Here is a 24,733-nt window from a genome sequence, read left to right on the forward strand (position 1 = left end):
ACTTATTAAGTCATTATCATTAATGGAGTTTGAATCGCTTAACTATGTTTTCCAGTGATTGATTGGTCGCGGCTAATTGCTCCATGTTAACGGTTGCTTGCTGAGAGTTCGTATCCAAAACCTGAACCATTTGGTTCATCGAAGTCATATTTGAATCAATCTCACTACTGACTTTAGTTTGTTCGGCAGCAGCTTGAGCGATCTGTTCACTGGTTTCACCAATGGCATTGATGGCATTGATCACCTCTTCGAGTGATTGTGTTATCTGTGTTGTTGACGCCGAAGTTTCTCTGCAGCGCTGTTGAGTGTCATTCAGTGAAGTGACGACCGTTTCGCTACTGGAGTGCAAAGAGTTCAACATCTCATTGATCTGGCTAGTACTGTCTTGAGTTCTTGCCGCTAAAGCGCGAACTTCATCAGCGACAACAGCGAAGCCGCGGCCTTGTTCGCCCGCCCGCGCAGCTTCAATTGCAGCATTGAGTGCAAGTAAGTTAGTTTGCTCGGCAATCCCGCCAATCACACCCAGCACAGAATGAATTTGTTCTACGTCCGACACCATCGAGTTAATTGAGCTCGACATCACTTCAAACTCTTGATTGAGCGCGTCAACGCTTGCTACCGCAGAGTGAACGACATTATCGCTTTGTTGTGCATGAGTAATGGCTTGCTGAGTAAGTTTGGCAGAGTGGGAGGCACTTTGTGAGACTAGCTCGGCCGTTGCACTCATTTCTGTCACTGCCGTTGCCGCTCGTTCCATCTCTTCGTTATGCTGTTGTACCATTTCTTTGTTTGACACTGTTTGCGTATGGAGTTGATGGATTTCGGTTGTAGAGTGACCACTAAGCCCTTGAACCTCTCGAAGCATGGTATTGAGTTGTCGAATGAACTCGTTGATGCTTTTCGCGATATTGCCTAAATCGTCATCGCTTTTAACGATGAGTTGTTGGGTTAAATCACCTTCACCATTGGCTAGTTCACCAACTAACGTTCTTAACTCTACAATTGGTTTGTAGGCAAAGTGAATGATTGTCATGCCAATGGCGACTAGGAGCACAGCTGCGAACAATGTGGTCAAGAGGATCTTTTGGTTGAGCGCTGAGGTGTGTGCGTCGATGTAATCACTGTCAACGTGCCCGATCACCTGCCATTGCTGTTGATCGAATTGAATCGGTAGGGTAATGCTATGAGTGTTTGACGAGTCTTTGTTCGTGAACAGCATTTGAGCGTTGTTATCGATGAGTTCAATGAAACTGCCTTCGCGATTCAGCATCGAAAGGTTATCTAGTGATGGTTGCAAGTTAATTTCGAAGATATCGATGCCACCGCTACTGTCTATAGATGGGTGTGCAATGGCAATGATAGGTAAACCATCTACGTGCTCGATAGAGCCAATGTAGTCGTTTGTCTCAGCAAACTTAGCTATTTGGCGGTATCGCGCCTCTTGAGTTGCGTCTAACTCCAAAAAGGTTGGAGGATTGTTCTCTACAAACGGAATGGACGGGTCTGGGCTGAAAACCGAACCATACATCACTTTTGTGATGCGGTGGAAGCTTGATGATTCGAGTACTTGTGCTACATTTGATAGGTTGACGGGAATGCTGTTAGCCAATTGGATATAGTATGAAAACTGATTTTCAAGTTGTTGGCTTATCAGCGATATTTGAGTTTGTACAGCTCGAGTGTCTGATTCAACAAACTCATCTTGAATAAAATATCGAGAGCTCATGAACGAGACAGTGATTGAAGCAAGCAACAGTGTGAGAATGACGGTAAATATTGTTGTTTTGAAAGATAACCGTTTCATACCTTTTCCTAGAAGTTTCACGCGTTAAAAGTAGTGACAAGTGCTTTATTTGCGTTGGGTTATGCAATTAAAAAAGGCTACACCCCGTGACTATCGAAGGGAATGCAGCCAAAAATTAACTAACAATGAAGAAGTTAGCTAAAGAGTAGGACCTAAATCCAAAAGCAAAGTTAGCTAATAAGGTAGTCATATACACTTTGCGCAACTGGGATGCCCTGCTCTTCACACTGTGCCTTGTACTCGACCTGAGGGTCATTGGGGGCGCGAACTTTATCTACTCCAGGAACTGGGCGAACCTCACGTAATTCTCGCATCATTACCGCCATAGTGGCGGAGAAGAGCGGTGTGCCCAGGCGAGTTGGGTCGATAATGATGACAAGGCTAGCTAGTTTACGCATCTTGTCGTATTCACCGTACATGCGAGTGATGTGGTTGCCGAAGTTAGCACCCATCAAAACACCTGTTAGTGCGTCAATTGCCAATGCGATACCTGAACCTTTGTGGCCTCCAAATGGGAGTAGGTTTTCTACCTCGTGAGGGTTGGTTGTTTCGTTACCTTCTTTGTCGATAGCCAAACCTTTACCAATCTTTTGTCCCGTTTCTTTGGCATGCAGCAGCTTACCAAATGCCGTTGCGCTGGTGGCCATATCAACGATCATTGGGTGAGAGCCTTCAACCGGGAACCCAAAGGCAATAGGGTTAGTACCCAAGAAGCGCTCTGCGCCGCCATGAGGTGCAACACAAGTATCGGTTTGAGTCATTGCAATCGCAATCATGCCTTGTGATGTTGCTTGTTCCATGAAGTAAGACAGTGCACCGCAGTGAGACGTGTTTTTCACGGTCACAAAACCTAGACCTGTCTCGGCTGCCATTTCAATACCGTGCTCAGTTGCTGCAATGAGTGCAGAGTGACCCATGCCATCATCAGAGTCTAGTATCGCGACTGATGGAGACACTTGTTCGATACTGAATTTCGCTTGTTTGTTTAAGCCACCAGCCGCTAGGCGAGTGCAGTAATGTTCTACGCGCATTACACCATGAGAGTGAACACCCGTTTTGTCAGCGTGCACCAACACATCAGTAACTTCTTGTGCAGTTGCAGCATCTAGCCCAGCCGCAGTCAGCTTGCTAAGGGCCAGTTCACGAAGCTGTCCTTCATTAACACGTACAGTTGTCATAATTTAATCCTTAATTCCTTAAAAGTTGATAACGCCTTTAACCAATTCGCGGTTTTCTACGACATCTTCGTTGTAGCGTTCGCCGAACGTTTGAAAGTCGTACTCTTTGTTTTTCATAATGTTTTGAGAAACCTTGCCATCGGCCATGAGCTCAATCACTTTTTCGAAATCTTGACGAGTCGCATTACGGCTGCTCAGCAATGTGGTTTCTTTTTTGTGGAACGTTGGATCATCTAGAACCAAATCACCTATATAGAGACCGATAAAAACGATCTTACCGCCGTGGCGAATCAGCTCTACGCTTCGACTCATCGAGCCTTTGTTGCCTGTAGCGTCAAGGACGGTGCAGGGTAAGCGACCGTTAAACGCGTCTTTGAGCGCTGCTTCGTAGTTATCTTCAAGAGGGTTTAGTGCTAGCACACCTAGGTTTACCTCAACGTGTTCACGGCGACCTGCATCGACATCAGCAACCGCAACCGTTGCGCCTTCTGCTTTTGCAATTGCTGCGGCAGCAAGACCAATTGGACCTGAGCCAACAACAAGAACATTGTTACCTTGACGTACTTCAGCACGGCGCACTGCATGAGCACTGATAGCAAAGCACTCAACCAACGAACCTTCAGATGCGGATACATTTTCTGGAAGCTTAACCAGGTTATCTTCGTATACCGCTAAGAACTCAGAGAAACCTCCATCTTGGTGTACACCGTACAGCGAAACGTTTTCACAACAGTTCGTTTTGCCTTCTTCACAAGCTGCACAAGTGCCACATGGAATACACGGAATAACAGAGAAGCGTTCACCAACTTTTGCACTCTTACAAGCCGCACCGACTTTTTCGGCAGTGCCACAGATTTCATGACCTAATACACGAGGGTAAGAGAAGAACGGCTGACGACCTGCATAAGCGTGAATGTCAGTGCCACAGATACCAACCGCATTGATTTTAAGAAGTACCTCGTTGTCTTGTATTTCTGGAATATCACGTTCAATGTACTCGATTGAGTGAGGTTCGTTACAGATTAGCGTTTTCATGTTAATACCTTAATTTTTTGAATTAGTGAGTAAGCTCAGCGAACATCGCTTTGATGCCATTCTCTTCGATGAATTCGAAGGCGCTTAGAATTTGTTGTTTGAATAACTTGTGTTGCTCTGCGTTGTCACCGAAAACTTTTTCTACTTTCAGCAGCGTTTCAGCGATTTGTAGTTTGTCATTAGCTCGAGAGACAATGTCGGTGAACTCTTCTGCCAATGGGTCAGCTAGAGCTTCACCTGACTTAATCGTGTTGATGACGTAGTGCATCCATCCGGCGATGAGAACAGGCAAGCAGCGCGTTGCGATTCCGCGATCGTACAATGTGAGGAAAGGATCAACCGCTCGTTGTGGAAGTTTTTGCGAACCGTCCATCGCGATTTGTCCGGTCTTGTGCTTGATGTTCTGGTTACTAAATCGTGCGACTAGCAGTTCGGCATACTGTTCTAGATCGACACTTAGGCTTGGGCTAAGTGATTTGGCTTGCTCTTCTCTCATTAGAGTCAGAGTGACTTGGCGCAACTCTTCGTCTTGCATACATTGATAGATGTATTCATAGCCCGCTAACGTGCCGTTATATGCAAGGAATGAGTGGCTACCATTGAGCATGCGGAGCTTCATCTCCTCATACGGAAGCACGTCTTCTACCAACATTGCGCCTGCTGCTGTCCAGTCAGGTCGACCTGCGACAAAGTTGTCTTCAACAACCCATTGACGAAAGTCTTCACACACTACGCCACAAGGGTCGCGATACCCTGTTTCTTGTTCAATTACATCAAATTGGTCAGGAGTCATAGCGGGGACAATGCGGTCGACCATCGTGCTTGGGAACGATGCGTTCTCTTCGATCCATGCACAAAGTTCTGGGTTACAAAGTTCTGCGAAGTCCAGTACTGCATTACGAGTGAGATGTCCATTTTCAGGAATGTTGTCACAGGACATAACACTAAATGCAGGTAGACCGAGTGCTTTGCGCTGCTTAAGAGCCTCGGTGATCAGACCAATCGCAGATTGTGGTTGAGTCGGGTTATCAAGGTCATGAGCAATCAGTGGGTTTGTGGTGTCAAGAACACGTGATTGTGGTTCAACACAGTAACCTTTCTCTGTAATTGTCAAAGAGACAATCTTAACCTGTGGCTCAATCAACTTGTTTATTGCTGTAGCGATGCCAGTATCTGGTGTATGGATTTGCTCAGTGATCGTGCGCACTAGACGGGTTTCTGTTTTGGTCGCAGATTTCTCGACCACAGTAAATAAACCGTTTTGCGTTTTCAAATCATCGATCAGTGCAGAAGGTCCAAACATGTTTATTTCACAAATGCCCCAACGAGAGCCTGTTATGTCATTTGTTAAGTCGTTATAAACAGCTTGATGTCCGCGGTGAAAAGCACCAAAACCAATATGCACAATGTTTGTTGCAAGTTCTTCACGAGCATACGTAGTTTTCGTTGTGTATCTCGCTTTCTCAATATTTAAACCGTTCATGTTCAACCTTTGTAGTTAATTGATTAACCAATGCGTCATTTATACTGTGGAGAAGTGGTTATTTCAGTGATAAAAGTCACAGATAGCATACCAAATAATTTTTATTGGTCAACCATAATGGGGCTGTATCTGTTTTTGTGATTTAATTAACGTTATATGTGATGTTTTTGAGTGGTTTCATAAAATCTTTGGACCTTATTTTTGGCCCTTATGAGGGTTAAAACAAGAACTGTGATCTTAGTTGGTAAATCAAAAGTTTGATTGGTTGACCATGTGGCGTCTCTAACTTAATATCTTTTACATTCCTTTGCTGGAGCGTATTTCAGCAAATATATTTGGTTTCAAGATTAAGATTAAGATTAAGGTTGAATGACAATGAGTTTGGAAATAAAACAAGATACGGAGTCTAGCTATAGCGATATTCTTAGCTTTGGTGAGCCAATGTTTGAGTTTAGCCAAGTTGGACAAGCAGGTTCAGGCCAGCCTGATTTCTTGAGTGGTTTTGGTGGTGATGCTTCGAACTTTGCTATCGCAGCAGCAAGACAAGGCGCATCAGTTGGAATGTTGACACAACTTGGCGACGATGAATTCGGTAAGCGTTTTGTTGAGCTGTGGGAACAGCAGGGTGTTAGCAGTTCAGCTGTGTGTATACTACCAAATAAAGCAACGGGCGTTTATTTTATTACGCACGATGATGAGGGACACCATTTTTCTTTCTTGCGTAAGAACTCTGCGGCCAGTTTAATGACACCGCAAGACTTACCATCAGATGCGATTGCCAATGCTAAGCTTCTTCATATCACTGCTATTACTCAGGCGATTAGTGATTCAAGTTGTGACTCAGTGTTTGCAGCAATTGAAACAGCGAAAGCGCACGGCACTCAAGTGTCCTATGACACCAACTTGCGCTTAAAGCTATGGTCACTGCAACGCGCTCGCGCCATCATTAATGAAACCGCGTCACTAGTCGATGTCTGCTTCCCTAGTATTGACGAAGCACGCTTGGTGACTGGCCTTGAACATGCTGACGATATCATCGATTTCTACCTAAAAGCAGGCGCGAAAGTTGTCGTACTTAAACAGGGTGGTGACGGTGCGACAGTGGCTAATGAGCATATTAGGCATTTCATCCTTCCGCATAAAGTGACACCTGTTGATGCGACCGCTGCTGGTGATTCATTTGCAGGCTCATTCTGTACGCATTATGTCAACGGAGAGTCTTTAGAGCAGTGTCTTGCGTATGCAAATGCCACCGCGTCTATCACGATTACTGGTTTTGGTGCAGTTGCCCCTTTACCGACATTTGAGCAAGTGCTTGAGAAAATCAACGAATCTAAATAGGGAGCAAAGAAATGGATCTCAATCAACGTTTAGCTAAGCTCAAAGTTGTGCCTGTGATTGCTGTAGATAATGCGCAAGATATTTTGCCTTTAGGTAAGGCGCTGGTAGAGAATGGTTTACCAGTCGCAGAAATTACCTTTCGCTCTGACGCGGCGACTGAAGCCATTCGTTTACTTCGTACTACTTATCCAGACATCTTGATTGGTGCGGGTACGGTATTGAACGAAGCTCAAGTAATTGAGGCAAAAGAGGCGGGTGCTGACTTTATTGTTTCTCCAGGCTTGAACCCAAGCACAGTAAAAGCATGTCAAAAACATAAAATAACCATCGTCCCTGGTGTAAACAGCCCATCGTTGGTTGAGCAAGCTCTTGAGCTTGGTGTTGATACTGTTAAATTTTTCCCAGCAGAAGCGTCGGGCGGTCTAGCGATGTTGAAGTCGTTGCTTGGCCCTTATCAACAAATCAAAGTGATGCCTACAGGTGGTATCAATCAAAACAACATTCATGATTATCTGGCTCTTCCTGCTGTACTTGCTTGTGGTGGTACGTGGATGGTGGATAAATCACTGGTACATAAAGGCGCTTGGGATGAAATTGGCCGATTGGTCAGAGAAATTGTCGCCGCAGTATAGAACAGGTATGAGTAATGAAAACAACAATCAAAGACATCAAAACGAGACTGTTTAAGATTCCGTTAAAGGAAATTTTATCTGATGCAAAACATGGTGATCATGACCACTTTGAGCTGATCACTACAACGGTCACGTTAGAAGATGGTTCGCAGGGAACCGGCTATACTTATACTGGTGGCAAAGGCGGTTACTCGATCAAAGCGATGCTAGAGTATGATATTCAGCCTGCGCTAATCGGCAAAGACGCGACGCAAATTGAAGAGATCTATGACTTTATGGAGTGGCATATTCACTATGTCGGTCGTGGCGGTATCTCTACATTTGCGATGTCTGCGGTAGACATTGCGCTTTGGGATCTAAAAGGTAAACGAGAAGGCTTGCCGTTATGGAAAATGGCTGGTGGAAAAAACAATACCTGTAAAGCGTACTGTGGTGGCATTGACCTTCAGTTTCCACTTGAGAAATTGCTCAACAATATTTGTGGTTATTTAGAAAGTGGCTTCAATGCCGTTAAGATCAAGATTGGTCGCGAAAATATGCAAGAAGATATTGACCGCATTAAGGCGGTTCGCGAGCTGATTGGGCCAGATATCACCTTTATGATCGATGCCAACTATTCGTTGACAGTAGAACAAGCGATCAAACTGTCAAAAGCGGTAGAGCAATATGACATCACGTGGTTTGAAGAGCCAACATTGCCAGATGACTACAAAGGTTTTGCTGAGATTGCTGACAATACAGCGATTCCGTTGGCCATGGGGGAAAACCTTCACACCATTCATGAGTTTGGTTATGCAATGGACCAAGCAAAGCTTGGCTACTGCCAACCAGATGCCTCAAACTGTGGTGGCATTACCGGTTGGTTGAAAGCGGCGGACTTGATTACAGAACATAATATCCCAGTGTGTACTCACGGTATGCAAGAGCTACACGTAAGTCTTGTTTCAGCGTTTGATACAGGTTGGCTAGAGGTGCACAGCTTCCCGATTGATGAATACACCAAGCGTCCTTTGGTTGTAGAAAACTTCCGCGCTGTGGCGTCCAATGAGCCGGGTATCGGGGTCGAGTTCGATTGGGACAAAATTGCTCAGTACGAAGTGTAAACATGTAGACTTTGAATCCAAACCCCTCTTTTGAGGGGTTTTGTGTTTTAATCAGACGATAACTTATTTGAAGTTGAAACTATGAAATTATTAGGCATCCATCACGCGGCGATAATCTGTTCTGACTACGTAAAATCTAAATCGTTCTATTGTGATGTGCTTGGGTTAAAGGTACTGGCTGAACATTACCGTCAAGAACGCGACTCTTATAAGCTAGATTTGCAGTTACCTGACGGTTCACAGATTGAACTGTTCTCATGTCCTAACCCGTCAGCCAGAGTGAGTGGCCCTGAAGCGTAAGGGGTACGTCATCTGGCTTTTCGCGTTCATTCTGTTGAGCAATACGCTGAATACTTAAAGGGCAGAGGATTAGAGGTCGAAGCCATTCGTGTCGATGAATACACCGGGAAACACTTCACCTTTTTCAAAGACCCAGATGATTTGCCTCTAGAGCTCTATCAAGTGTGATGTTCATTCCACGGGCTACTTGTTGATTGGAAAAGATCAATCATCGCATACCCTAATGACGGATTTCTGGCATTGAATAGATAGACTGCGCGGCGTTTATCCTTATCCAATGGAAATATAATAAATGAATACAAAACTTGTAGCAGTGGGCTGAGCTATTGTCTTGCTTGCGGGCTGTAATGATAGCAACTCAGACAACCCAACCAATTCAAACGAAACTGCGTTGGTCTCTTTTGCTGTCTCAGATGCACCAGTTGATGATGCAACTGAAGTTGTCGTGGCATTTGATGCACTTGAACTAACTCATGAAAGTGGCCAGCGCTACTACCTTAACGTTGTTGATACAGATGAAGACAATGATTACCAGCGAATCAATTTACTCGATTATCAAGGAAATGATTCTCGTGTAATTCTGTCCGATGAACGCATTGCGATCGGAAACTACAGAGAATTGATTGTCCATACCAAGTCAAATCAATCTCTTCAATGGGTTGAGGCAAATGGCAATCACAATCTGAAAGTGCCTAGTAATAAGTTAAAGCTAGGTGGATTTGAAGTCGACACTGAAACCGTACAAGCATTTACAATTGAATTTGATCTGCGCCAATCTCTGGTTTTACGTGGGAATAATAGCAACAACAATGGATACAACCTGAAGCCATATGGAGTAAAGATTGTTGATAATGGTGCTGCGTCTTCATTATCTGGTCATGTTGACCCTGCTTTGTTCACTGAGGGGGACGCGTGTACGGCTAACGGAGGAAATTTTGTTTACTTATACCGAGGTCATGACCATGAAGAGGGTACATTAGTCGACAATATCGATACTCAAGATGAAGATTATCTTGATGACTTTGAATTACCAGAAAACTATTCTGCTCCATATGCATTAACAGAGGTTTCTGATGAAGGGGAGTACTCCTTCGGCTTTATTCCTTCAGGAGACTACACAGTGGCGTTTACTTGTGGTGCTTATATTGATGACCCTGTTCAATACGATCAGATAAAGATTGCGAACCCTACTGAACAAGTAAAAGAAGTGACACTGGAGTCGACCAAAGAACACGTGGTTGATTTCAAATAAAATTTAGTTGAAATCAATTAAAATAGGGAGCCTAGCGCTTTCCTATGTGTTTCTATCTAGTCGTCCAAACCTGAAATATCTCTTTAGCCTCACTGCATTTATGCAAAGTCAGGGCTTTTATTTGATGATCTGACGTACCTCCTCGGCCACGTTTCGTTTCCAGCCCTGCGGTAAGACATAATTGCGTATCGAATGCAGAACGAATGGTGCCATCGGGCTTAAAATCAAAGCGCTGTAACTCAGAATCACTACATTCAGCAAGCTCCACGGGTGAGTGACTGTCTAGCTCGGTGGCTTGAACGCACACATTGAACTTAGAAAGATAGAGCCGATGTTCAGCGAATTTAATATCGTCAAAGGCTTGGTCATCACCGATAGAGCCTTGATAGCGATAGCACGTGTGTACTAGAAGGCCTTTATCTGGGGTAATGTGGTTTCCCTTACCGACAATATCGAGACAATAGCCATCCAAATAACCATCAAGGTTATCTGCTAGCATGATCTCAACATCTTTGGCGTTCAATTAGTGAGAGAGGGCAGATGTTACAAGTATGACGAGAGCGTGTATCTTGATCATGGAAACTCATCCTATTTTTGTTCGTTCCGGTACGGTAATAACAGTATAGAAAACAAGATGAATTTGGCTGGGAAAAGTGCCTATGGTGTTCTGATGCAATGATTTTGTACGATACAGTCGAGCAATCTTTTCGCTTTGACGTGCTTGAACTTTAAAGGCTGTGCAAGATCACCAAAGAGCGGAATGCCGCCACCGAGAAGTACAGGAATAGTTGTGATAATCATTTCATCAATTAAATCTTCTTTGAGGAATATTTGTACCGTTTTCCCACCGTCGATGTAGAGATTATTTAGGACTTTTGCATTGAGGTCTGAAATGACCAGCTTAAGCTCTCCTTTGACGAGAAATACTTTATCTTCGTAACCTGTCGGCACTTGCGTCATGGTATTACTCAGAACATAAACAGGCTTACTGTAGGGCCAATCAATATCAAAGCCCAGAACAATATCTAGTGTGTTTCTTCCCATGATTAAAGCGTCAATGGTTTCCATAAACTCAGCGAAACCCATATCTGATCCGTCAGGGTTTGGGAGGTCGTGCAGTCAATCAAGATTGTTCTCTTTATCTGCAATATACCCATCAAGGCTAGTGGCGATATAAATGATGTTTGACATAAATTGTTCCGTATTCAAGACCGGTCTAAGGGACGAGCATTATCGTTAACTCGATAGTTTGTGCAAGGTGTATTACGACGCTTTTAATTTATGCTCTTCTGGGTTAAGACGTCGGCACTAACGAGAAACGCTTCCAGTGCATTGAACGCCAGCGAACAAACATGATACTGCTACGAACCCACTCATCTGCGGCAATGGCCAACCATACTCCGAGAACGCCAATACCCCAATGTAGCCCTAATAAGTAGCCTAATGAAACCGACACACCCCACATGACAAGTATGGCAATTTTTACGGTAAAGTTAATATCGCCCGCCCCTTTTAGTGCAGAAATAAAAATGAGATTGCCAACACGACCAGCTTCAATAAGCAAAGAGGCGATGAGTAGCGTAGCTAACAAAGCGGTAATTTCTGGATCTTCAGTAAAGAGACGAATAATGGGTTCTTTTAACAGTATGACCAAACTGATCGCGGCTAAAGAGGTGGCGAGCCCAACAAAGTAGTATTTGTGTACCCGAGTGAAAATATTATCGAGCCATTGCTTACCTACGAAGTAGCTGGTTTGAATTTGTGTCGCTTGGCCTAACGCAAGTGCAAAAGTGAAAGTCACACGCGTGATATTTTGCGCATAGGTATAGGCGGCAAGTGAAGATGTTCCTAGTTGCACTACGATATAGACTAAAACGATCTGCGATAGGTTGTAAGAGAGAATCTCGCCACCATTCATTACGCCAATTCGGAATATCTGACGATAAATAGATTTCGGAATTCGCAGCCAATCTTTATAAGGAAAGTGAATATCACTGCGCTTTAGAATTACTATCAATAGGAGTGTGGTGACGATTTGACTAAACACTGTAGCGATAGCGACACCAGTGATACCGTAGACCGGTAGCCCAAAAGGCTGGTAAAGGGCAATATAGTTACCAATGATATTGAGAATACCAGCAATCAGGTTTATCACCATCGGTGAGCGAGAATAGCCATGGCTGCGTAAAATGGTGGTTAATACAACACTAAAAGTTAAGTTAAAGGTGAAGACTCCGCTGATAATAAAATAATCGAACCCCACCTGTGCAACGGCAGGTTCAAGGCCAAACACGCCAACAATAGCTTCGGCGCTAAAAAACATCATTAGACTCAATACTATCCCAACACTTAACCCTAGAATCATGCTAGCTAGCCCGACTTGGGACGACTTTTCATGTTGCTGGGCACCATTATATTGTGCAATTAGAATCCCTGTTCCGCTGCTGACCATCAAAGAGATGACAATCAAGAAGAAGACAATTTGTGACACCACACCGACGGCAGACACGGCTAAATCTGAATAGCCAGAGAGCATGAATACATCTGTGATACCAAGAGCACTTCGTAGCAGTGTTTCTATGAATATCGGCCAAGTAAGAGCGACAATATTCATTCTCCCATCAAGAGATTGAGACTTTAACGACATGTTTAGCTTCCTGCGAGATAGAATCAGGTCAACCGAGAAATGAAGATCAGACTTAGTGGTCAACCAATTACGCTCTATTGTGGTTTAAATAATGAGCAAAATCTTTGCGCTAATCCACAAAAGTTTGAAGTTTAAACAATTATTAATCAGCAAAAATAGCGGTCATCTTTCGATATGCACTCGGCGATGTGCCGTGATATTGCCTAAAGTTTCGGTTGAAACTGGACACCGTAGAAAAACCGACTCGAAAACCGATATCAGCAACACCTAATTTTGTTTCTAGTAAGAGTTTTGCCGCGGCCTCGGAGCGAATTTGCGTTATGTAACTCATTGGTGACTGGCCAGTGTGGTTTTTAAAGGCGCGACAGAAAGCGTTTTTATTCATACTGGTTCGCGTTGCAATCGCTTCAAGGTCAAACTCACGGTGGTAGTTGTTCTGCATCCAGTCAATTGATGCTGAAATTTTCGTGCTGGGTTGGACTTCGATTTGCGTATCGGTATGGTTTGCGAGGTATTCACATTGGCCTAGCTTACTGATTTCAGAGAGCAAAGAGAGAAACTGAATAACAGAGGAGACGCCCTGACTTTCTATTAGGCTTTTTATACTCTCGAATAGGTAAGTTGGTGCAGAGCGTATGACTAATCCGTGACGCGAATCTGAGATCATTTGAGCGATACGCGACAGTTCAGGGGTATCCACAAACAAGCTGCCGAAACAATCAGGGGTAAACTGCAAAACGTAAGAACAAAGAGGGTGTTTAGCATTCGCACTGTATGAGGTAAATCGGTGAGGTACATCTGCACCAATCAAGAAAATATCGCCCTCACAAAAGTTTGCAGTACTGTTTCCAACTAAGACTTTACCGTGTCCTTTGGTGATAAACACCAATTCTGTTTCGTGATGAAAGTGGTAGGGGTGCTCAAATTCAGCCGATTCAAATTGGTAAGCAGTAAACGAGCGCTCTCTTCGTGTAATGGTTTCTGCAGTGGCTTTCACTTGAGGCTCTCTCGTTTTGTTGCTCTTAAGGTGGGTATAGAATAAAGGCTAAAAATCAATAGGGTAAGTGATCCATTTCACGAATTTAAGTGATGCTAATTTCTGATCATTATGCGCAAATATCTGCGCAGATTGGTTTACCATAACCCTCTATGCTAGTCACCATAATCGAAATGGAGACAGATAGATGATTAAATCTGAAATATCGTTAGAGGGTGTTGCAACTGATTTTATTGCTTCACTGATTCCTGCTGAGAAACCTCGCAAAAAAACGCGCATTGCCTTTGTATCTGTAGCAATTGAGATCCACTTTAATTGGGATTTAGCGCGAGAGACAACATTGTCGGTCGCTGAGTCAATTCGTCAGATGTTGCCAGAAGAGCAGTACGACTTCGTTGCCGCTCAAGAGCCTTTTCAAGACCACACCGAACTACAACAGTTTCTTGATGACGCCGCTCATGGTGGCATCGACGGGTTGGTGTTGTGTCATTCAGCTTATACAACAGGCGAGGTCGCTTCACAATTAGGTACATGGCTGTCAAGGCACAAGACCCCAATTTTCAGTCTGGCGATGCCTGAGCCAATGGGCAATGGGCTAAACCTTCAAGCTAATCGTTTGTGTTCTCAGAACTTTGTATTAGGAATTTTGAATTCACTCGATGTGAAATATCAGTGGCTGTTCTGCGCACCGCAAGATGAGCGAGTTGAAGCGGAATTGCAGCGCTTTGCACGAGTTAGCCGTACATTATCACAGCTCAAAGGTCGTAAAGCTCTGATTGCAGGCGCAAGCCGAGTACCTGGATTTTATGATTGCGAAATGAATGAACTTGAGATTATGAAAAAGCTTGAACTGGGCTTTGATCGAGTGAACCTAGTCGATATTACCTCTCGCATGTCAGAGTTTAAAGACGACGATGTGCAAGAGGTGAAGCGTTTAATCTTGAGTCACCCAGACTGCAAGCTGAATAACGTTCCAGACAAGCAAGTAGAAGACACAATACGTTTGGCATTGGCTCTTATGGTTGTCGCTCGAGAAGGGGATTACCTTGGTGTGAGTTTCAAAAATTGGCCTGAACTATTTGATCACCTCAACGTCGCTGGTGACGGTGCGATGGCATTAATGAACGACCAAGGCATTATCGTAGCGGATGAAGCGGATACGGGAGCAATGATCACTATGTTGCTGTTTAAAGAACTCCGTCATGGCTTATCTCAGCCGATGTTGTCTGATATCTCCTATCTGTCGTCTGATGGTGAGCGCTTAGGAGTTTGGCACAATGGCTCTGCGGCGACTTGTCTGCGCAAACAAGCGGCGGGCTTTGAATGTCGTAAACACGGCATCTTAGAAAACTACGATGAAGAGACCGCTTGGGGCATGTTGTTTGAGTTTTTGGTTGAACCAGGCCCAGTCACTATCGCGAAATACCAAGCACCTTCGATTGATACAGTGTTGGCCTTTGAAGGTGAGATTGTCGAATCAGACATGAAGTTCCGAGGCACATATGGTGAGGTGATTCCGTCAGGTGTCAGTGCGGCGCAAGTCGTCGGAACCATTTTGGATAAGGGGCTTGACCATCACTGGATTGTGGGTCGCGGGCACTTCGCTGAAGACTTAAAAGTACTCAACTACTGGTTAGGTGTCGAAGATATTCCCGTAAGTAATGCCGGAGAAAGCGCAGGGTTTGGAGGTCAATAATGAAAACAGTGGCTTGTGTCGGGATGGCCGTGGCTGACTTGATCGTTGGCCCATTAGACTCCTTCGAATTTCATCACGACGTTACCTTGGTTGATAACGTCAATATTAAACCGGGGGGCGATGCGGCAAATGTGGCTCTCAACCTTGCAGCGATGGGAGTGGATGTCAGTTTGCACTCCAAGTTGGGCGATGATTTGTTTGGCCATCATCTGCGGGACGTGTATCAAAGGCGTGGTATCGATACTCAAACTTTAGCGGTATCTAAGAAAAATCCAACGGCAGTCGCGATCGCTTTAGTACAGCAGGATGGTGAGCGCGTGTTTCTTTATCAAGGTGGTGCAGTAGATGCACTAACAATGGACGATATCGACGTAGCTCAAGTTATGTCGCGAGACATGTTACACACCAGTGGTTTCTATCTGCTGCCCGGGCTTGAAAATAGTGGATTAACTGAGCTTTTTTACACAGCAAAACAGCAGGGAAAAATTACCTCACTTGACGTAGGTTGGGATTCACAAGGGCTTTGGTTGACAAAGATAGCGTCTTTATTGCCTTCACTTACGTACTTCCTGCCCACGTTAAATGAAGCGCAGCAGATCGCCGAAAAAGAGACCATTGAGGAGTGTGCAAACTTTTTCATCGAAAAAGGTGTCAGCGTTGTCGTCATCAAAGCAGGCGCTAAGGGCGCTTACGTGAACGATGGTACTCAGAGCTACTGGGTTGAAAGTGAGCCCGTCAGTAAAGTCGTGGACACAACCGGAGCCGGTGACGGTTTCGTCAGTGGTTTTCTAGCCGCGATCTCTCGTGGTTATGACGTCTATCAAGCGGTAAAAGTTGCTAATCGAGCAGGCGCAACCGTTGTGCAGCAATATGGCAGTAGTGGCGCTATTACTCATTTTGAACAAGTAGATATAACAAGGGAATATTATGAAGAAGTTATCTGAACTGCTGGCTGAATACCATAAAACAGATGAGTGTTTGGTTGGCTATAACTTCAATGATGTCTGGGATGTACAGGCTATATGTGAAGCAGCGGAGCGTAAAAATGTTCCGGTTATGTTGATGGCGTACACCAAGGTGGTGGATGCTCTTGGGTTGGATGTATTGCATGCCATCGTAGCCTGTATGAAAAAGCGTTATTCGGTGCCTGTTTACTTGCATCTTGATCACTGTGATGACATCACCTTGTGCTTACAAGCTGTCGATGTTGGTTTTGATTCAGTGATGTTTGACGGCTCACACATGCCGCTAGAAGATAACATAAAGCTCACCAAGCAAGTGGTTGATTATGCGCATGCTAAGGGTGTGGTTGTTGAGGCTGAGATTGGCAAAATTCGTGGTCGAGGCGTTGATGGTGATGATTACTTAGCGGCGGTCTCTGATGTTGTGCAACTTGCTGAGCAAACGGGCGTGGACATGATTGCAGTAGGGATTGGTACGGCTCATGGTCATTATGAGGGTAAGCCAGAGATCAACTTTGACCGTTTGCTTGAGATCCATAAAGCGGTTGATGTGCCGTTAGTTCTTCATGGCGGAACGGGGATTCCTGAAGAGGATATTCGCCGTTCACTGACTATGGGGATCTGCAAAATTAACGTGGGTACGGCGATTCACACAGCGTATATGCAGAATTTAGGTCAGCAGATACAGCTCGATGGTTTAGATGCGTATCCGCCATTTACGATTAAAAAGATATTGCCGAAAGTAGAAAAAGAAGTGGCTAACTATCTTGAGATGGTGGACTAAATAATAACAACAGAAGCGCCGCTTAAGGTGGCGCTAAATATAACTAGAACCAGTGAAGAGATGATTTTCAACCACTAGTGCTCATAAGAAACGCAGTGGAATCCAATAACGTGAAAACAAAGGAATTACTATGATTATTCCAATCTCATTTGCTTTAGTGACTGGGGCTGTTGCGCTCGGGTCGTGGTATAAAGTTCGAAGTAAAAAACGACAGCAAGAGTCGGCTACGTCCTATTTCTTAGCTGGGAGGGGCTTAACAGGCGTCTTGATTGCATCGTCATTGATGCTAACGAATCTATCAACAGAGCAACTTGTTGGTCTTAACGCACAAGGGTATACCGCAAATATGACGCCGATGGCGTGGGAAGTATGCGCAGCATTAACCCTTGTTGTGGTAGCGCTTTACTTGTTACCCCAATATCTCAGTGGTGGTGTGACAACCATTCCGGAGTTTATTGAAGTCCGTTTTGGCAAGAGCACTATGTTTTTCTGTACGTTCTTATTTTTATTTGGATATGTGCTGAATTTGTTACCCCCAATTCTTTACACCGGCTCAGTGGCACTGGGGGGTATTTTTGATATATCAGGCATTTTTGAGGTCTCTTACTGGGGCAGTATCTGGATCATGGTGGTCTCTATTGGTCTGGTGGGTGCGTGTTATGCCGTATTTGGTGGCTTGAAAGCGATTGCCTATTCAGACACCTTTAACGGTATCGGCTTGCTGGTGGGTGGTGTGGTCTTGATCCCTCTATTTGGTCTATCAGCACTGGGAGAAGGCAGTGTTATCGCGGGTTTTCAATACCTTATGACAGAGCATCCAGAAAAACTCAATGCGATTGGTGGCAAAGATGATCCGGTGCCTTTCTCAACCTTTTTTACTGGAATGTTGATTCTTAACCTCTTCTACTGGGGAACAAACCAGTCCATCATTCAACGCGCTTTGGGCGCACAAAACTTAGCGGAAGGTCAGAAAGGGGTGCTTTGGGCTGGCATGTTAAAGCTACTTGGCCCATTTTTCTTGCTGATCCCTGGAATCATTGCCTACGCAATGTTTGGCCCAGACCTACCAAACGGTGAAGTAGCGTATCCAATGCTCGTACGTGAAGTGTTACCGACACCAATGATTGGCTTCTTCGCTGCCGTTCTTTTTGGTGCCATTTTAAGCTCGTTCAATAGCGTGCTTCACAGTACATCAACGTTGTTCACGCTCAACGTATACAAACCTTTAATCAATAATAACGCTAATGACAGAGATTTGGTTCGTACGGGTAAGATGTTCGGTGCGGTGGTTGGTCTGTTCGCTATCTTTGTCGCTCCATTCATTTACTATGCGCCTAAAGGGTTCTTCCAATACTTCCAAACCATTAATAGCTTCTATATGGCGCCGATGTTTACCGTGATAGTGGTTGGGTTAGTAACCAATCGTGTTCCAGCTATGGCTGCTAATATCGGTATTGTGGTCTTTATGCTGGCTTATGCGCTGACCAGCTTTGTTTTCCAACCGGATATTCACTTCTTGCACTTAACCGGCATTTTGTTTGTAGCAACGTCAATTCTGATGCTCATAATTGGACACTTATTCCCACAAAAAGAGGTGTATGAGCCGGTAGAGAAAGACGAAGTGGAACTGACACCTTGGAAGCACGCAAAACTGTTTGCTGGTGTGATCTGTATCGGCGTCGTGGCGCTCTATGTGATTTTCTCACCACTGGGTATTGCTCAATAGATAGGTTAGGGCCGGCTTACATAGTGTGATGCGCTGTCAGCCCTTTATTCTCGCATCAGTCATAGCGTTAAGGATGAAGTATGTACGCAGATATTGGCCGTTATTTAGGGCAGGGTGGCGTTTGGTTAAAAAACGATGAAGTGACCCTGTTTGTACAAAAATTTGGCGGAATGACACCTGAGTTTTCGATTCAATTGAATGATGGCTTGTCGTCTCGCAGAGTCAATACACATTGGTTGCCACACTTCAAATCTCCTTTCTCTGGTAAGTTGGATCATCAGTCACAAGAGCAGGTGGACTACTGGTCAGTAGAGCTACTGCGTCAGGCGGCAGGAACATTCTGTTGCGCGCCCGCGTTTGGTGGTGGCAATCAAGAGATACCAACACATGGGGATACTGCGAACCAAGATTGGCAACTGACCTCAGCGCTCTGTATTGATGATGGCACAAGTGAATACAGTCTCGCTCAATGGCAGTTAAAGGGTGGATATAAAGGGCTTGAATACTGTAAAACCGACTACCTAAGAAGTGATGACAACAGCCACTATATGGTATTGGAAGTGACTAATCGTTGTGCAGAGAGCATTCCCATTAACCTAGCTTGGCACACGACTTTAGGCTCACCATTTCTTGAGCGAGGGTGTCGAATATTAGATAACTGTAGCGAGTATCAGGTTGCTCCTTCGGGGACAGAGTTTGACGAAACTACTCAGCTCATACCAGGCAGCCAGTTCTCGCGTCTTAATCAAGCTCCCAGTTCAAGAAACCACAGCATTGATTGCTCAACAATGATGGGCTATTCGGGGCACGCTGACTTTATTACGGCTACCACAACATCTGCTCGCCATATGTGGGCAGCTTGCTACAACCCGTTCATTCAGCTTGTTTATATTTCTGTAATTCCTTTTAATCAATTGGCTAACCAAGTGTCACCTTCGTTTATGAATTACTGGATTCATGCGGGTGGTAGAGGCGCGCAGCCTTGGGCAGATTATACCGGAGGTTGTGACCGTAATTATGCTCTGGGCATGGAGTGCTCTATTGGCGGATCATGCAAAGGGTATGACTGGAGCCTCGAAAATCCGACTGTTTTGGGCAAGCCGACAATGCATCACCTTCCTGCATACTCGTCGGCTGCCTTTCTTTGTATCAATTCACTGATGAAGCTGCCCGCAGAGGCGGCTATCACATTAACTGAAACTGAGCTGGCTTTGCTCATTGAGAGTCACATAGAAACGCTAGACCTATCGTTTCAAGGACTTAAGGCATGCCGCCAAGCTTAATCCAATAACACAAGGAGCGTTTGTTATGACAATCCAATCGTTACACCCTACAACGTTAGCGTTTTTAGAAACAAAACCACTGCCAATGCTCATCAATGGTGAGTGGAAAACTACCAAGCATACGCTGGGAGTAGAAAACCCAGCAACAGGAGCTCAAATAGTACAAGTGTGTTTAGCCGATGCACAAGATGTCGATTCTGCAGTCATGGTGGCAGATAGCGCCTTCCCAGCTTGGGCTGCGCTTTCACCTGTTGAACGCGCTCTCAGGCTAACCAAGTTAGCAGAGCTGATCAATCGAGACACTCAGGTGCTCGCTGAACTTGAATGTATTGATGTCGGTAAACCAGTGTCAGCAGCACTGGGGTTTGATGTTCCGTTTGCTGCACAGTGCTTTGAATATTTTGCTCAGATAGCACAAGAGACAGAGTATGAAATCGAACTTGGTCTTGAAGTTACTGACAGCCAAACCATCAAACGTCCATACGGTGTGGCGGCGTTCGTCTTCCCTTGGAATTTCCCTTTGACGCTGTGTGCATGGGGCATTGCACCAGCACTTGCGGCTGGAAATACTGTGGTAATTAAGCCTGCATCCGAAACCCCACTTTCTACATTATATCTTGCCAAGCTATGTGAAGAGGCAGGGTTTCCTAAAGGTGTCGTAAATATCGTTACAGGGCAGGGGAGTGTCGCGGGTGAGGCGTTAATCAATCATCCTAAGATCAAGCTTATGTCGTTTACAGGTTCGACAGAGGTTGGCAAACATGTGGGCGAGGTGTGTGGACGTAACCTTGTTCCAGCTAAGTTAGAACTCGGCGGAAAAGGGGCCGCTGTAGTGTGTAAAGATGTCAATATTGATGGTGCCGTGGAAGGGCTTACTGGTGCGTTAACTTTGAATGCTGGGCAAGTTTGTTGCACAGCATCTCGCTGGTATATCCATGAATCTATCTATGATGAATTTGTATCTAAAGCAAAAGCCGCGTTTGAAGCGATTTCAATCGGTAACGGATTGGATTCTGACTCGGTTATGGGGCCGATGTGTACTCATAAGCAAATGAGTAAAGTTTTGCAGTGTGTCGCTGAAGCACAATCGGCAGGTGCAGAAATTGTCACAGGTGGTGACAGGGTAACTGGTAGTGAGTTAGTCAAAGGATACTTCATTCTGCCGACATTGCTTGCAGGGAAGGACGATAATCCTTGGGCGCAAGAGGAGATATTTGGTCCAGTCGCATTCTTACTCAAATTTACCGATGAAGATGAAGTGATTGAACGAGCAAATCGCAATCCATATGGGTTGGCAAATAGCGTTTGGACAACAGACTTGCCAAGAGCTAAAGAGATAGCCGTTCGTTTAGTTTCCGGAAACAGTTGGATCAATGCGCACAATGTATTTGAGTATGGCTTGCATTATGGTGCGTGTAACCAGAGTGGTTGTGGCGGTGGTGTAAATAGCCGAGCAACATTCGAAGGCTACTTGCGACATCAGTCGGTCGCTTCAATTCGATAGAGGTAAGGCATGATTTTAGACATATTGAAAAAGCACAATGTAGTCTCAAAAGATCATGCCACAGCCACCCCGCTTACTGGTGGGGTGAGCTGTGAGATCTATTTGGTTGAAGACGATAACAGCTGCTTAGTCGTTAAGCGTGCACTGGAAAAGCTTAAAGTAGAAAAAGAGTGGTTTGCTGATACAAGCCGAAACTTATATGAGCAGCGTTATCTAAAATATGTAGGAGAGCGTTTCCCTCAATACGTGCCCAAATTACTCCACTCTTTTGAACGCGAGCGCTTGTTTACGATGGAGTATTTTCCTGAGCGTTTCAAAGACTGGAAGAAAGAACTCATGCAGGGGGAAGTGCGTGAACGTGTCGCGCAAAGTATCGGCGAAGCACTAGGTTACATTCATGCTGTGAGTTGGCATGATAAACAAGCAGAGGCGCTATTTGATTCGGATAGAAACTTCTATCAACTTAGATTAGAACCGTATTTTGAATCGATGGTAGAACAGCATAATGATCTGAAAACGCAGCTGCAGTCTTTGTGCTTGCAAGTGAGCACCACTAAACACTGCTTAGTACATGGTGATTTTAGCCCTAAGAATATTTTGGTGGCAGAAGATGAGATAAAAATCGTTGATTGCGAGGTGGCCTGGTATGGCGACCCAGCCTTTGATGTTGCCTTTATGCTTCACCATCTGTTGCTTAAAGCGTTTCATTTTGATCAGGTTCGGTATGTGCATGCTGCTCAAATCTTTTTGAACGCCTATCAGCAAGCAATAGGAGCTGAGCGTTATACAACCGTTGATGAGTCTAAAGTTGCAAAACTGACAGCGGCGATGATGCTGGCAAGAGTGGATGGTAAATCCCCAGTAGAGTATCTCTCTTCGCAAGAAAAATCAGAAGTTAGAACCGTACTAAAACCTATGCTTAAACATCAATTTACAACCATTGAACGTCTTATCGAAACGCTAGATTTAAGGAGTGATAAGCGATGAAAATTTTAAACGTTGATGCCTACCAAATTTTTGACTCGCGAGGCCTTCCAACAGTTGAGGCCGTGGTAGAGCTTGATTCAGGCATATGCGGTGTTGGGCTCGTCCCCTCTGGCGCTTCAACAGGGCAGTTCGAGGCACTTGAGCTAAGAGATGGTGATAATGCTCGTTTTCAGGGAAAGTCAGTGTATCAAGCGATTGCGAACATCAAGACTGAACTTGCCCCAGCACTTGTTGGAAAGGAGGTTAGTCAACAAGCCACGCTTGACCAAATTATGTGTGAAGTCGATGGCACAGCAAATAAGTCACGGCTGGGAGCGAATGCCATTCTGGCAGTGTCACTGGCTATAGCCGATGCCAATGCCAAAGCTCAAGGCTTGCCCCTGTTTAAGACTCTTGCTCCGACTTGTTCAGCTAACCTACTTCCTTTACCAGAAATACAGTTAGTGGGTGGCGGTGCGCATGCACAATGGCGGACAGATATCCAAGACTTTTTGATCATCGTCAATGGTGCAAAGAGTTACAATGAGACCCTTGAGGTTACTTCAAATATCTATCGTACTGCAGAAGGTTTGCTCAAACAGCGAGGGTTGTTAGCGGGTGCTGCGGATGAGGGGGGCTTTTGGCCGACGTTTGATAGTCATGAAGCCATTTTTGAGTTTGTTGTTGAAGCGATTAAGCAGGCTGGTTATCAGCCAGGACGTGATGTCTCTATTTCCCTCGATATCGCCGCTAGCGACCTTTACTCTGATGGTCGATATCACTTACCACTCGATGGGAAGAGTTACTCTTCTGAAGAGTTTTTGGCGTTGATGCTGGATTGGTGTGAACGTTATCCAGTGCTTTCAATTGAAGATCCGTTTGCCGATACGGATTTTGCAGCTTGGAAGGCTTTCACGCGTGAGGTGGGTGATAGAATACAAATTATCGGAGATGATTTATTTACCACAAATATCTCTAGGATTGAACAAGGAATCACAGAGAAGTTAGCCAACAGTGTGCTTATCAAACCAAATCAGATTGGCACTGTCTCAGAGACGCTAAAAGCGATCGAAGTGACGCAGAATGCGGGTTGGTTGCCTGTGGTATCAGCTCGCTCTGGTGAGACTGAAGACTCATTTATCAGTCATTTGGCCGTAGCGACCAATGCAGGCCAGCTAAAGGTGGGCTCGTTTACTCGTAGTGAACGAATGGTGAAATGGAATGAAGTGATTCGTATTGAACGTGCGTTATCAGGGCACAGTGAGTTTATTGGTGGCTCAATCTTTCAACAATTGATACAACTAGAACCCGCCTAACGACAATTAATATTCAGAATATGATAGCTAGCGATAGATTATCGCTGGCTTTTTTACGTGTGAAATAGGTAATTAAATCCATTTGTTAACCAAAGATCTCATTTTAGTAATCTAATTATGGAATAATGATTTATCTTTAAACTATCTTTGTTTGCGAGTAACCACTTACTTTTCAAAAATAAACAAAGCAATGAGAATGAAATCGACGACTAAACCCCTAGCACTGCTGCCTATTTTCTTGGTGAGCACTTCTTTAATGGTAGATGACTGGCGAGATATTCCATTACCAGCCCCGCTAGATGAAGGGCAATCATGGGAACTACAAGAAGCATATTCCGATTAGTTTAACTACATCGGAAAAGGTGATGAGTTTAGTCATAAATGGAATGACACCTACTACAACATTACGTTGCTCATACCCTTAATATGGCGTATGTGCTTTGATGAGTGCCGACCTACAAGAGCAGCTAAAACCAGTTAAGCTACAAATTTTGAAGTTTCGTGTCGGTAGACGCGCATGCCAGTCTGAGTATTCTCATATACAGCCAACTCATTTAGGTATGACCAAGCATGCACATTAGTTTTAGTCTGAGCAGCTAGTCGCTGGATTACAGTATCGATATTGCGGCCAGCATAGTCTTTAGTTGGTACGAAGATATTCTTAATTACTGATAGCATATTGGGTTCCTTATGTAATTAAATTACAAAATTCATCTGTAAAACT

General features: G+C 44.6%; 20 protein-coding genes and 2 pseudogenes. 14 read left to right on the forward strand and 8 right to left on the reverse strand.

Going from position 1 to position 24,733, the window contains the following annotated elements; genetic code table 11:
• Positions 1–19 precede the first annotated feature (19 nt).
• The 4 genes from OO774_RS06945 to OO774_RS06960 form a co-directional block, all read right to left on the reverse strand.
• Entirely contained in the window at positions 20–1,804 is a 1,785-nt protein-coding gene (locus OO774_RS06945; RefSeq protein ID WP_014232237.1) for a methyl-accepting chemotaxis protein, read from the reverse strand.
• Positions 1,805–1,974: 170 nt separating this feature from the next.
• Entirely contained in the window at positions 1,975–2,982 is a 1,008-nt protein-coding gene (locus OO774_RS06950) for an Ldh family oxidoreductase (RefSeq protein WP_014232236.1), read from the reverse strand.
• An 18-nt stretch (positions 2,983–3,000) separates the two neighbouring features.
• Positions 3,001–4,017 (reverse strand): zinc-binding alcohol dehydrogenase family protein, encoded by a 1,017-nt coding sequence (locus OO774_RS06955; RefSeq protein WP_014232235.1) that lies wholly within the window; start codon positions 4,015–4,017, stop codon positions 3,001–3,003.
• A gap of 22 nt (positions 4,018–4,039) precedes the next feature.
• Positions 4,040–5,500 carry a mannitol dehydrogenase family protein gene (locus OO774_RS06960; protein WP_243978685.1) on the reverse strand — a complete coding sequence of 487 codons (1,461 nt, stop codon included), beginning with the start codon at positions 5,498–5,500 and terminating at the stop codon, positions 4,040–4,042.
• 375 nt (positions 5,501–5,875) lie between these two features.
• On the opposite strand from OO774_RS06960, the gene OO774_RS06965 reads away from it, so the two are divergent.
• The 5 genes and pseudogenes from OO774_RS06965 to OO774_RS06985 all read left to right on the forward strand — a co-directional run bounded on the left by OO774_RS06965 (position 5,876) and on the right by OO774_RS06985 (position 10,128).
• Complete coding sequence (locus tag OO774_RS06965) at positions 5,876–6,841, forward strand: sugar kinase (RefSeq protein ID WP_014232233.1); 966 nt, start codon at positions 5,876–5,878, stop codon at positions 6,839–6,841.
• Positions 6,842–6,852: 11 nt separating this feature from the next.
• A complete protein-coding gene (locus OO774_RS06970; protein WP_243978684.1) occupies positions 6,853–7,473 on the forward strand; it encodes a bifunctional 4-hydroxy-2-oxoglutarate aldolase/2-dehydro-3-deoxy-phosphogluconate aldolase in 621 nt (206 codons plus the stop codon).
• Positions 7,474–7,487: 14 nt separating this feature from the next.
• Positions 7,488–8,576, forward strand: coding sequence for a 3,6-anhydro-alpha-L-galactonate cycloisomerase (locus OO774_RS06975; protein WP_014232231.1), 1,089 nt, complete (start codon positions 7,488–7,490; stop codon positions 8,574–8,576).
• Between the two features lie 81 nt (positions 8,577–8,657).
• Positions 8,658–9,044 (forward strand): annotated as a pseudogene (locus OO774_RS06980) (VOC family protein).
• A gap of 163 nt (positions 9,045–9,207) precedes the next feature.
• Positions 9,208–10,128 (forward strand): DUF4382 domain-containing protein, encoded by a 921-nt coding sequence (locus OO774_RS06985; RefSeq protein ID WP_264905778.1) that lies wholly within the window; start codon positions 9,208–9,210, stop codon positions 10,126–10,128.
• Between the two features lie 52 nt (positions 10,129–10,180).
• Here the strand turns inward: OO774_RS06985 and OO774_RS06990 are convergent, their stop codons facing one another.
• The 4 genes and pseudogenes from OO774_RS06990 to OO774_RS07005 form a co-directional block, all read right to left on the reverse strand.
• Positions 10,181–10,627 (reverse strand): ricin-type beta-trefoil lectin domain protein, encoded by a 447-nt coding sequence (locus tag OO774_RS06990; protein WP_264905780.1) that lies wholly within the window; start codon positions 10,625–10,627, stop codon positions 10,181–10,183.
• A 158-nt stretch (positions 10,628–10,785) separates the two neighbouring features.
• Positions 10,786–11,319, reverse strand: a pseudogene (locus OO774_RS06995) (dihydrofolate reductase family protein).
• Between the two features lie 103 nt (positions 11,320–11,422).
• A complete protein-coding gene (locus OO774_RS07000) occupies positions 11,423–12,775 on the reverse strand; it encodes an MATE family efflux transporter (protein ID WP_014232226.1) in 1,353 nt (450 codons plus the stop codon).
• Between the two features lie 142 nt (positions 12,776–12,917).
• The gene (locus OO774_RS07005) at positions 12,918–13,772 is read right to left on the reverse strand and encodes an AraC family transcriptional regulator (RefSeq protein ID WP_014232225.1); all 855 of its coding nucleotides are present in this window, start codon (positions 13,770–13,772) and stop codon (positions 12,918–12,920) included.
• 187 nt (positions 13,773–13,959) lie between these two features.
• On the opposite strand from OO774_RS07005, the gene OO774_RS07010 reads away from it, so the two are divergent.
• The 9 genes from OO774_RS07010 (at position 13,960) to OO774_RS07050 (ending at position 24,352) form a co-directional block, all read left to right on the forward strand.
• Positions 13,960–15,468, forward strand: coding sequence for a hypothetical protein (locus OO774_RS07010; RefSeq protein WP_264905783.1), 1,509 nt, complete (start codon positions 13,960–13,962; stop codon positions 15,466–15,468).
• On the forward strand, positions 15,468–16,412 hold the full coding sequence (locus tag OO774_RS07015; protein ID WP_014232223.1) for a carbohydrate kinase family protein: 945 nt from the start codon (positions 15,468–15,470) through the stop codon (positions 16,410–16,412). The genes OO774_RS07010 and OO774_RS07015 overlap by 1 nt, the downstream gene beginning before the upstream one ends.
• Positions 16,396–17,214: a class II fructose-bisphosphate aldolase gene (locus OO774_RS07020; protein WP_243978680.1), complete on the forward strand. Its 819-nt coding sequence runs from the start codon at positions 16,396–16,398 to the stop codon at positions 17,212–17,214. The genes OO774_RS07015 and OO774_RS07020 overlap by 17 nt, the downstream gene beginning before the upstream one ends.
• A gap of 130 nt (positions 17,215–17,344) precedes the next feature.
• A complete protein-coding gene (locus OO774_RS07025; protein ID WP_264905786.1) occupies positions 17,345–18,940 on the forward strand; it encodes a solute:sodium symporter family transporter in 1,596 nt (531 codons plus the stop codon).
• A gap of 80 nt (positions 18,941–19,020) precedes the next feature.
• Positions 19,021–20,223, forward strand: a complete 1,203-nt coding sequence (locus tag OO774_RS07030; protein WP_014232220.1) for a hypothetical protein — start codon at positions 19,021–19,023, stop codon at positions 20,221–20,223.
• 25 nt (positions 20,224–20,248) lie between these two features.
• Complete coding sequence (locus OO774_RS07035; protein ID WP_264905787.1) at positions 20,249–21,727, forward strand: aldehyde dehydrogenase family protein; 1,479 nt, start codon at positions 20,249–20,251, stop codon at positions 21,725–21,727.
• 9 nt (positions 21,728–21,736) lie between these two features.
• A complete protein-coding gene (locus tag OO774_RS07040; RefSeq protein WP_014232218.1) occupies positions 21,737–22,714 on the forward strand; it encodes a phosphotransferase in 978 nt (325 codons plus the stop codon).
• The gene (eno, locus tag OO774_RS07045) at positions 22,711–24,009 is read left to right on the forward strand and encodes a phosphopyruvate hydratase (RefSeq protein WP_014232217.1); all 1,299 of its coding nucleotides are present in this window, start codon (positions 22,711–22,713) and stop codon (positions 24,007–24,009) included. Before OO774_RS07040 ends, eno begins: the two co-directional genes overlap by 4 nt.
• Before the next feature lie 196 nt (positions 24,010–24,205).
• Positions 24,206–24,352 (forward strand): hypothetical protein, encoded by a 147-nt coding sequence (locus OO774_RS07050; protein WP_158308258.1) that lies wholly within the window; start codon positions 24,206–24,208, stop codon positions 24,350–24,352.
• Positions 24,353–24,733 lie beyond the last annotated feature (381 nt).

Source organism: Vibrio sp. STUT-A11, assembly GCF_026000435.1.
In the GTDB taxonomy this organism is placed as follows: Bacteria; Pseudomonadota; Gammaproteobacteria; order Enterobacterales; family Vibrionaceae; genus Vibrio.

Coding starts and splice junctions, on each gene's coding strand:
- OO774_RS07000 (WP_014232226.1), bottom strand. CDS start 12,775: ATGTCGTTAAAGTCTCAATCTCTTGATGGGAGAATGAATATTGTCGCT.
- OO774_RS06975 (WP_014232231.1), top strand. CDS start 7,488: ATGAAAACAACAATCAAAGACATCAAAACGAGACTGTTTAAGATTCCG.
- OO774_RS06970 (WP_243978684.1), top strand. CDS start 6,853: ATGGATCTCAATCAACGTTTAGCTAAGCTCAAAGTTGTGCCTGTGATT.
- OO774_RS07040 (WP_014232218.1), top strand. CDS start 21,737: ATGATTTTAGACATATTGAAAAAGCACAATGTAGTCTCAAAAGATCAT.
- OO774_RS07020 (WP_243978680.1), top strand. CDS start 16,396: ATGAAGAAGTTATCTGAACTGCTGGCTGAATACCATAAAACAGATGAG.
- OO774_RS07010 (WP_264905783.1), top strand. CDS start 13,960: ATGATTAAATCTGAAATATCGTTAGAGGGTGTTGCAACTGATTTTATT.
- OO774_RS06955 (WP_014232235.1), bottom strand. CDS start 4,017: ATGAAAACGCTAATCTGTAACGAACCTCACTCAATCGAGTACATTGAA.
- OO774_RS06990 (WP_264905780.1), bottom strand. CDS start 10,627: ATGCTAGCAGATAACCTTGATGGTTATTTGGATGGCTATTGTCTCGAT.
- OO774_RS07035 (WP_264905787.1), top strand. CDS start 20,249: ATGACAATCCAATCGTTACACCCTACAACGTTAGCGTTTTTAGAAACA.
- OO774_RS06965 (WP_014232233.1), top strand. CDS start 5,876: ATGAGTTTGGAAATAAAACAAGATACGGAGTCTAGCTATAGCGATATT.
- OO774_RS07025 (WP_264905786.1), top strand. CDS start 17,345: ATGATTATTCCAATCTCATTTGCTTTAGTGACTGGGGCTGTTGCGCTC.
- OO774_RS06960 (WP_243978685.1), bottom strand. CDS start 5,500: ATGAACGGTTTAAATATTGAGAAAGCGAGATACACAACGAAAACTACG.
- OO774_RS07050 (WP_158308258.1), top strand. CDS start 24,206: ATGAAATCGACGACTAAACCCCTAGCACTGCTGCCTATTTTCTTGGTG.
- OO774_RS07030 (WP_014232220.1), top strand. CDS start 19,021: ATGTACGCAGATATTGGCCGTTATTTAGGGCAGGGTGGCGTTTGGTTA.
- OO774_RS06950 (WP_014232236.1), bottom strand. CDS start 2,982: ATGACAACTGTACGTGTTAATGAAGGACAGCTTCGTGAACTGGCCCTT.
- eno (WP_014232217.1), top strand. CDS start 22,711: ATGAAAATTTTAAACGTTGATGCCTACCAAATTTTTGACTCGCGAGGC.
- OO774_RS07015 (WP_014232223.1), top strand. CDS start 15,468: ATGAAAACAGTGGCTTGTGTCGGGATGGCCGTGGCTGACTTGATCGTT.
- OO774_RS06945 (WP_014232237.1), bottom strand. CDS start 1,804: ATGAAACGGTTATCTTTCAAAACAACAATATTTACCGTCATTCTCACA.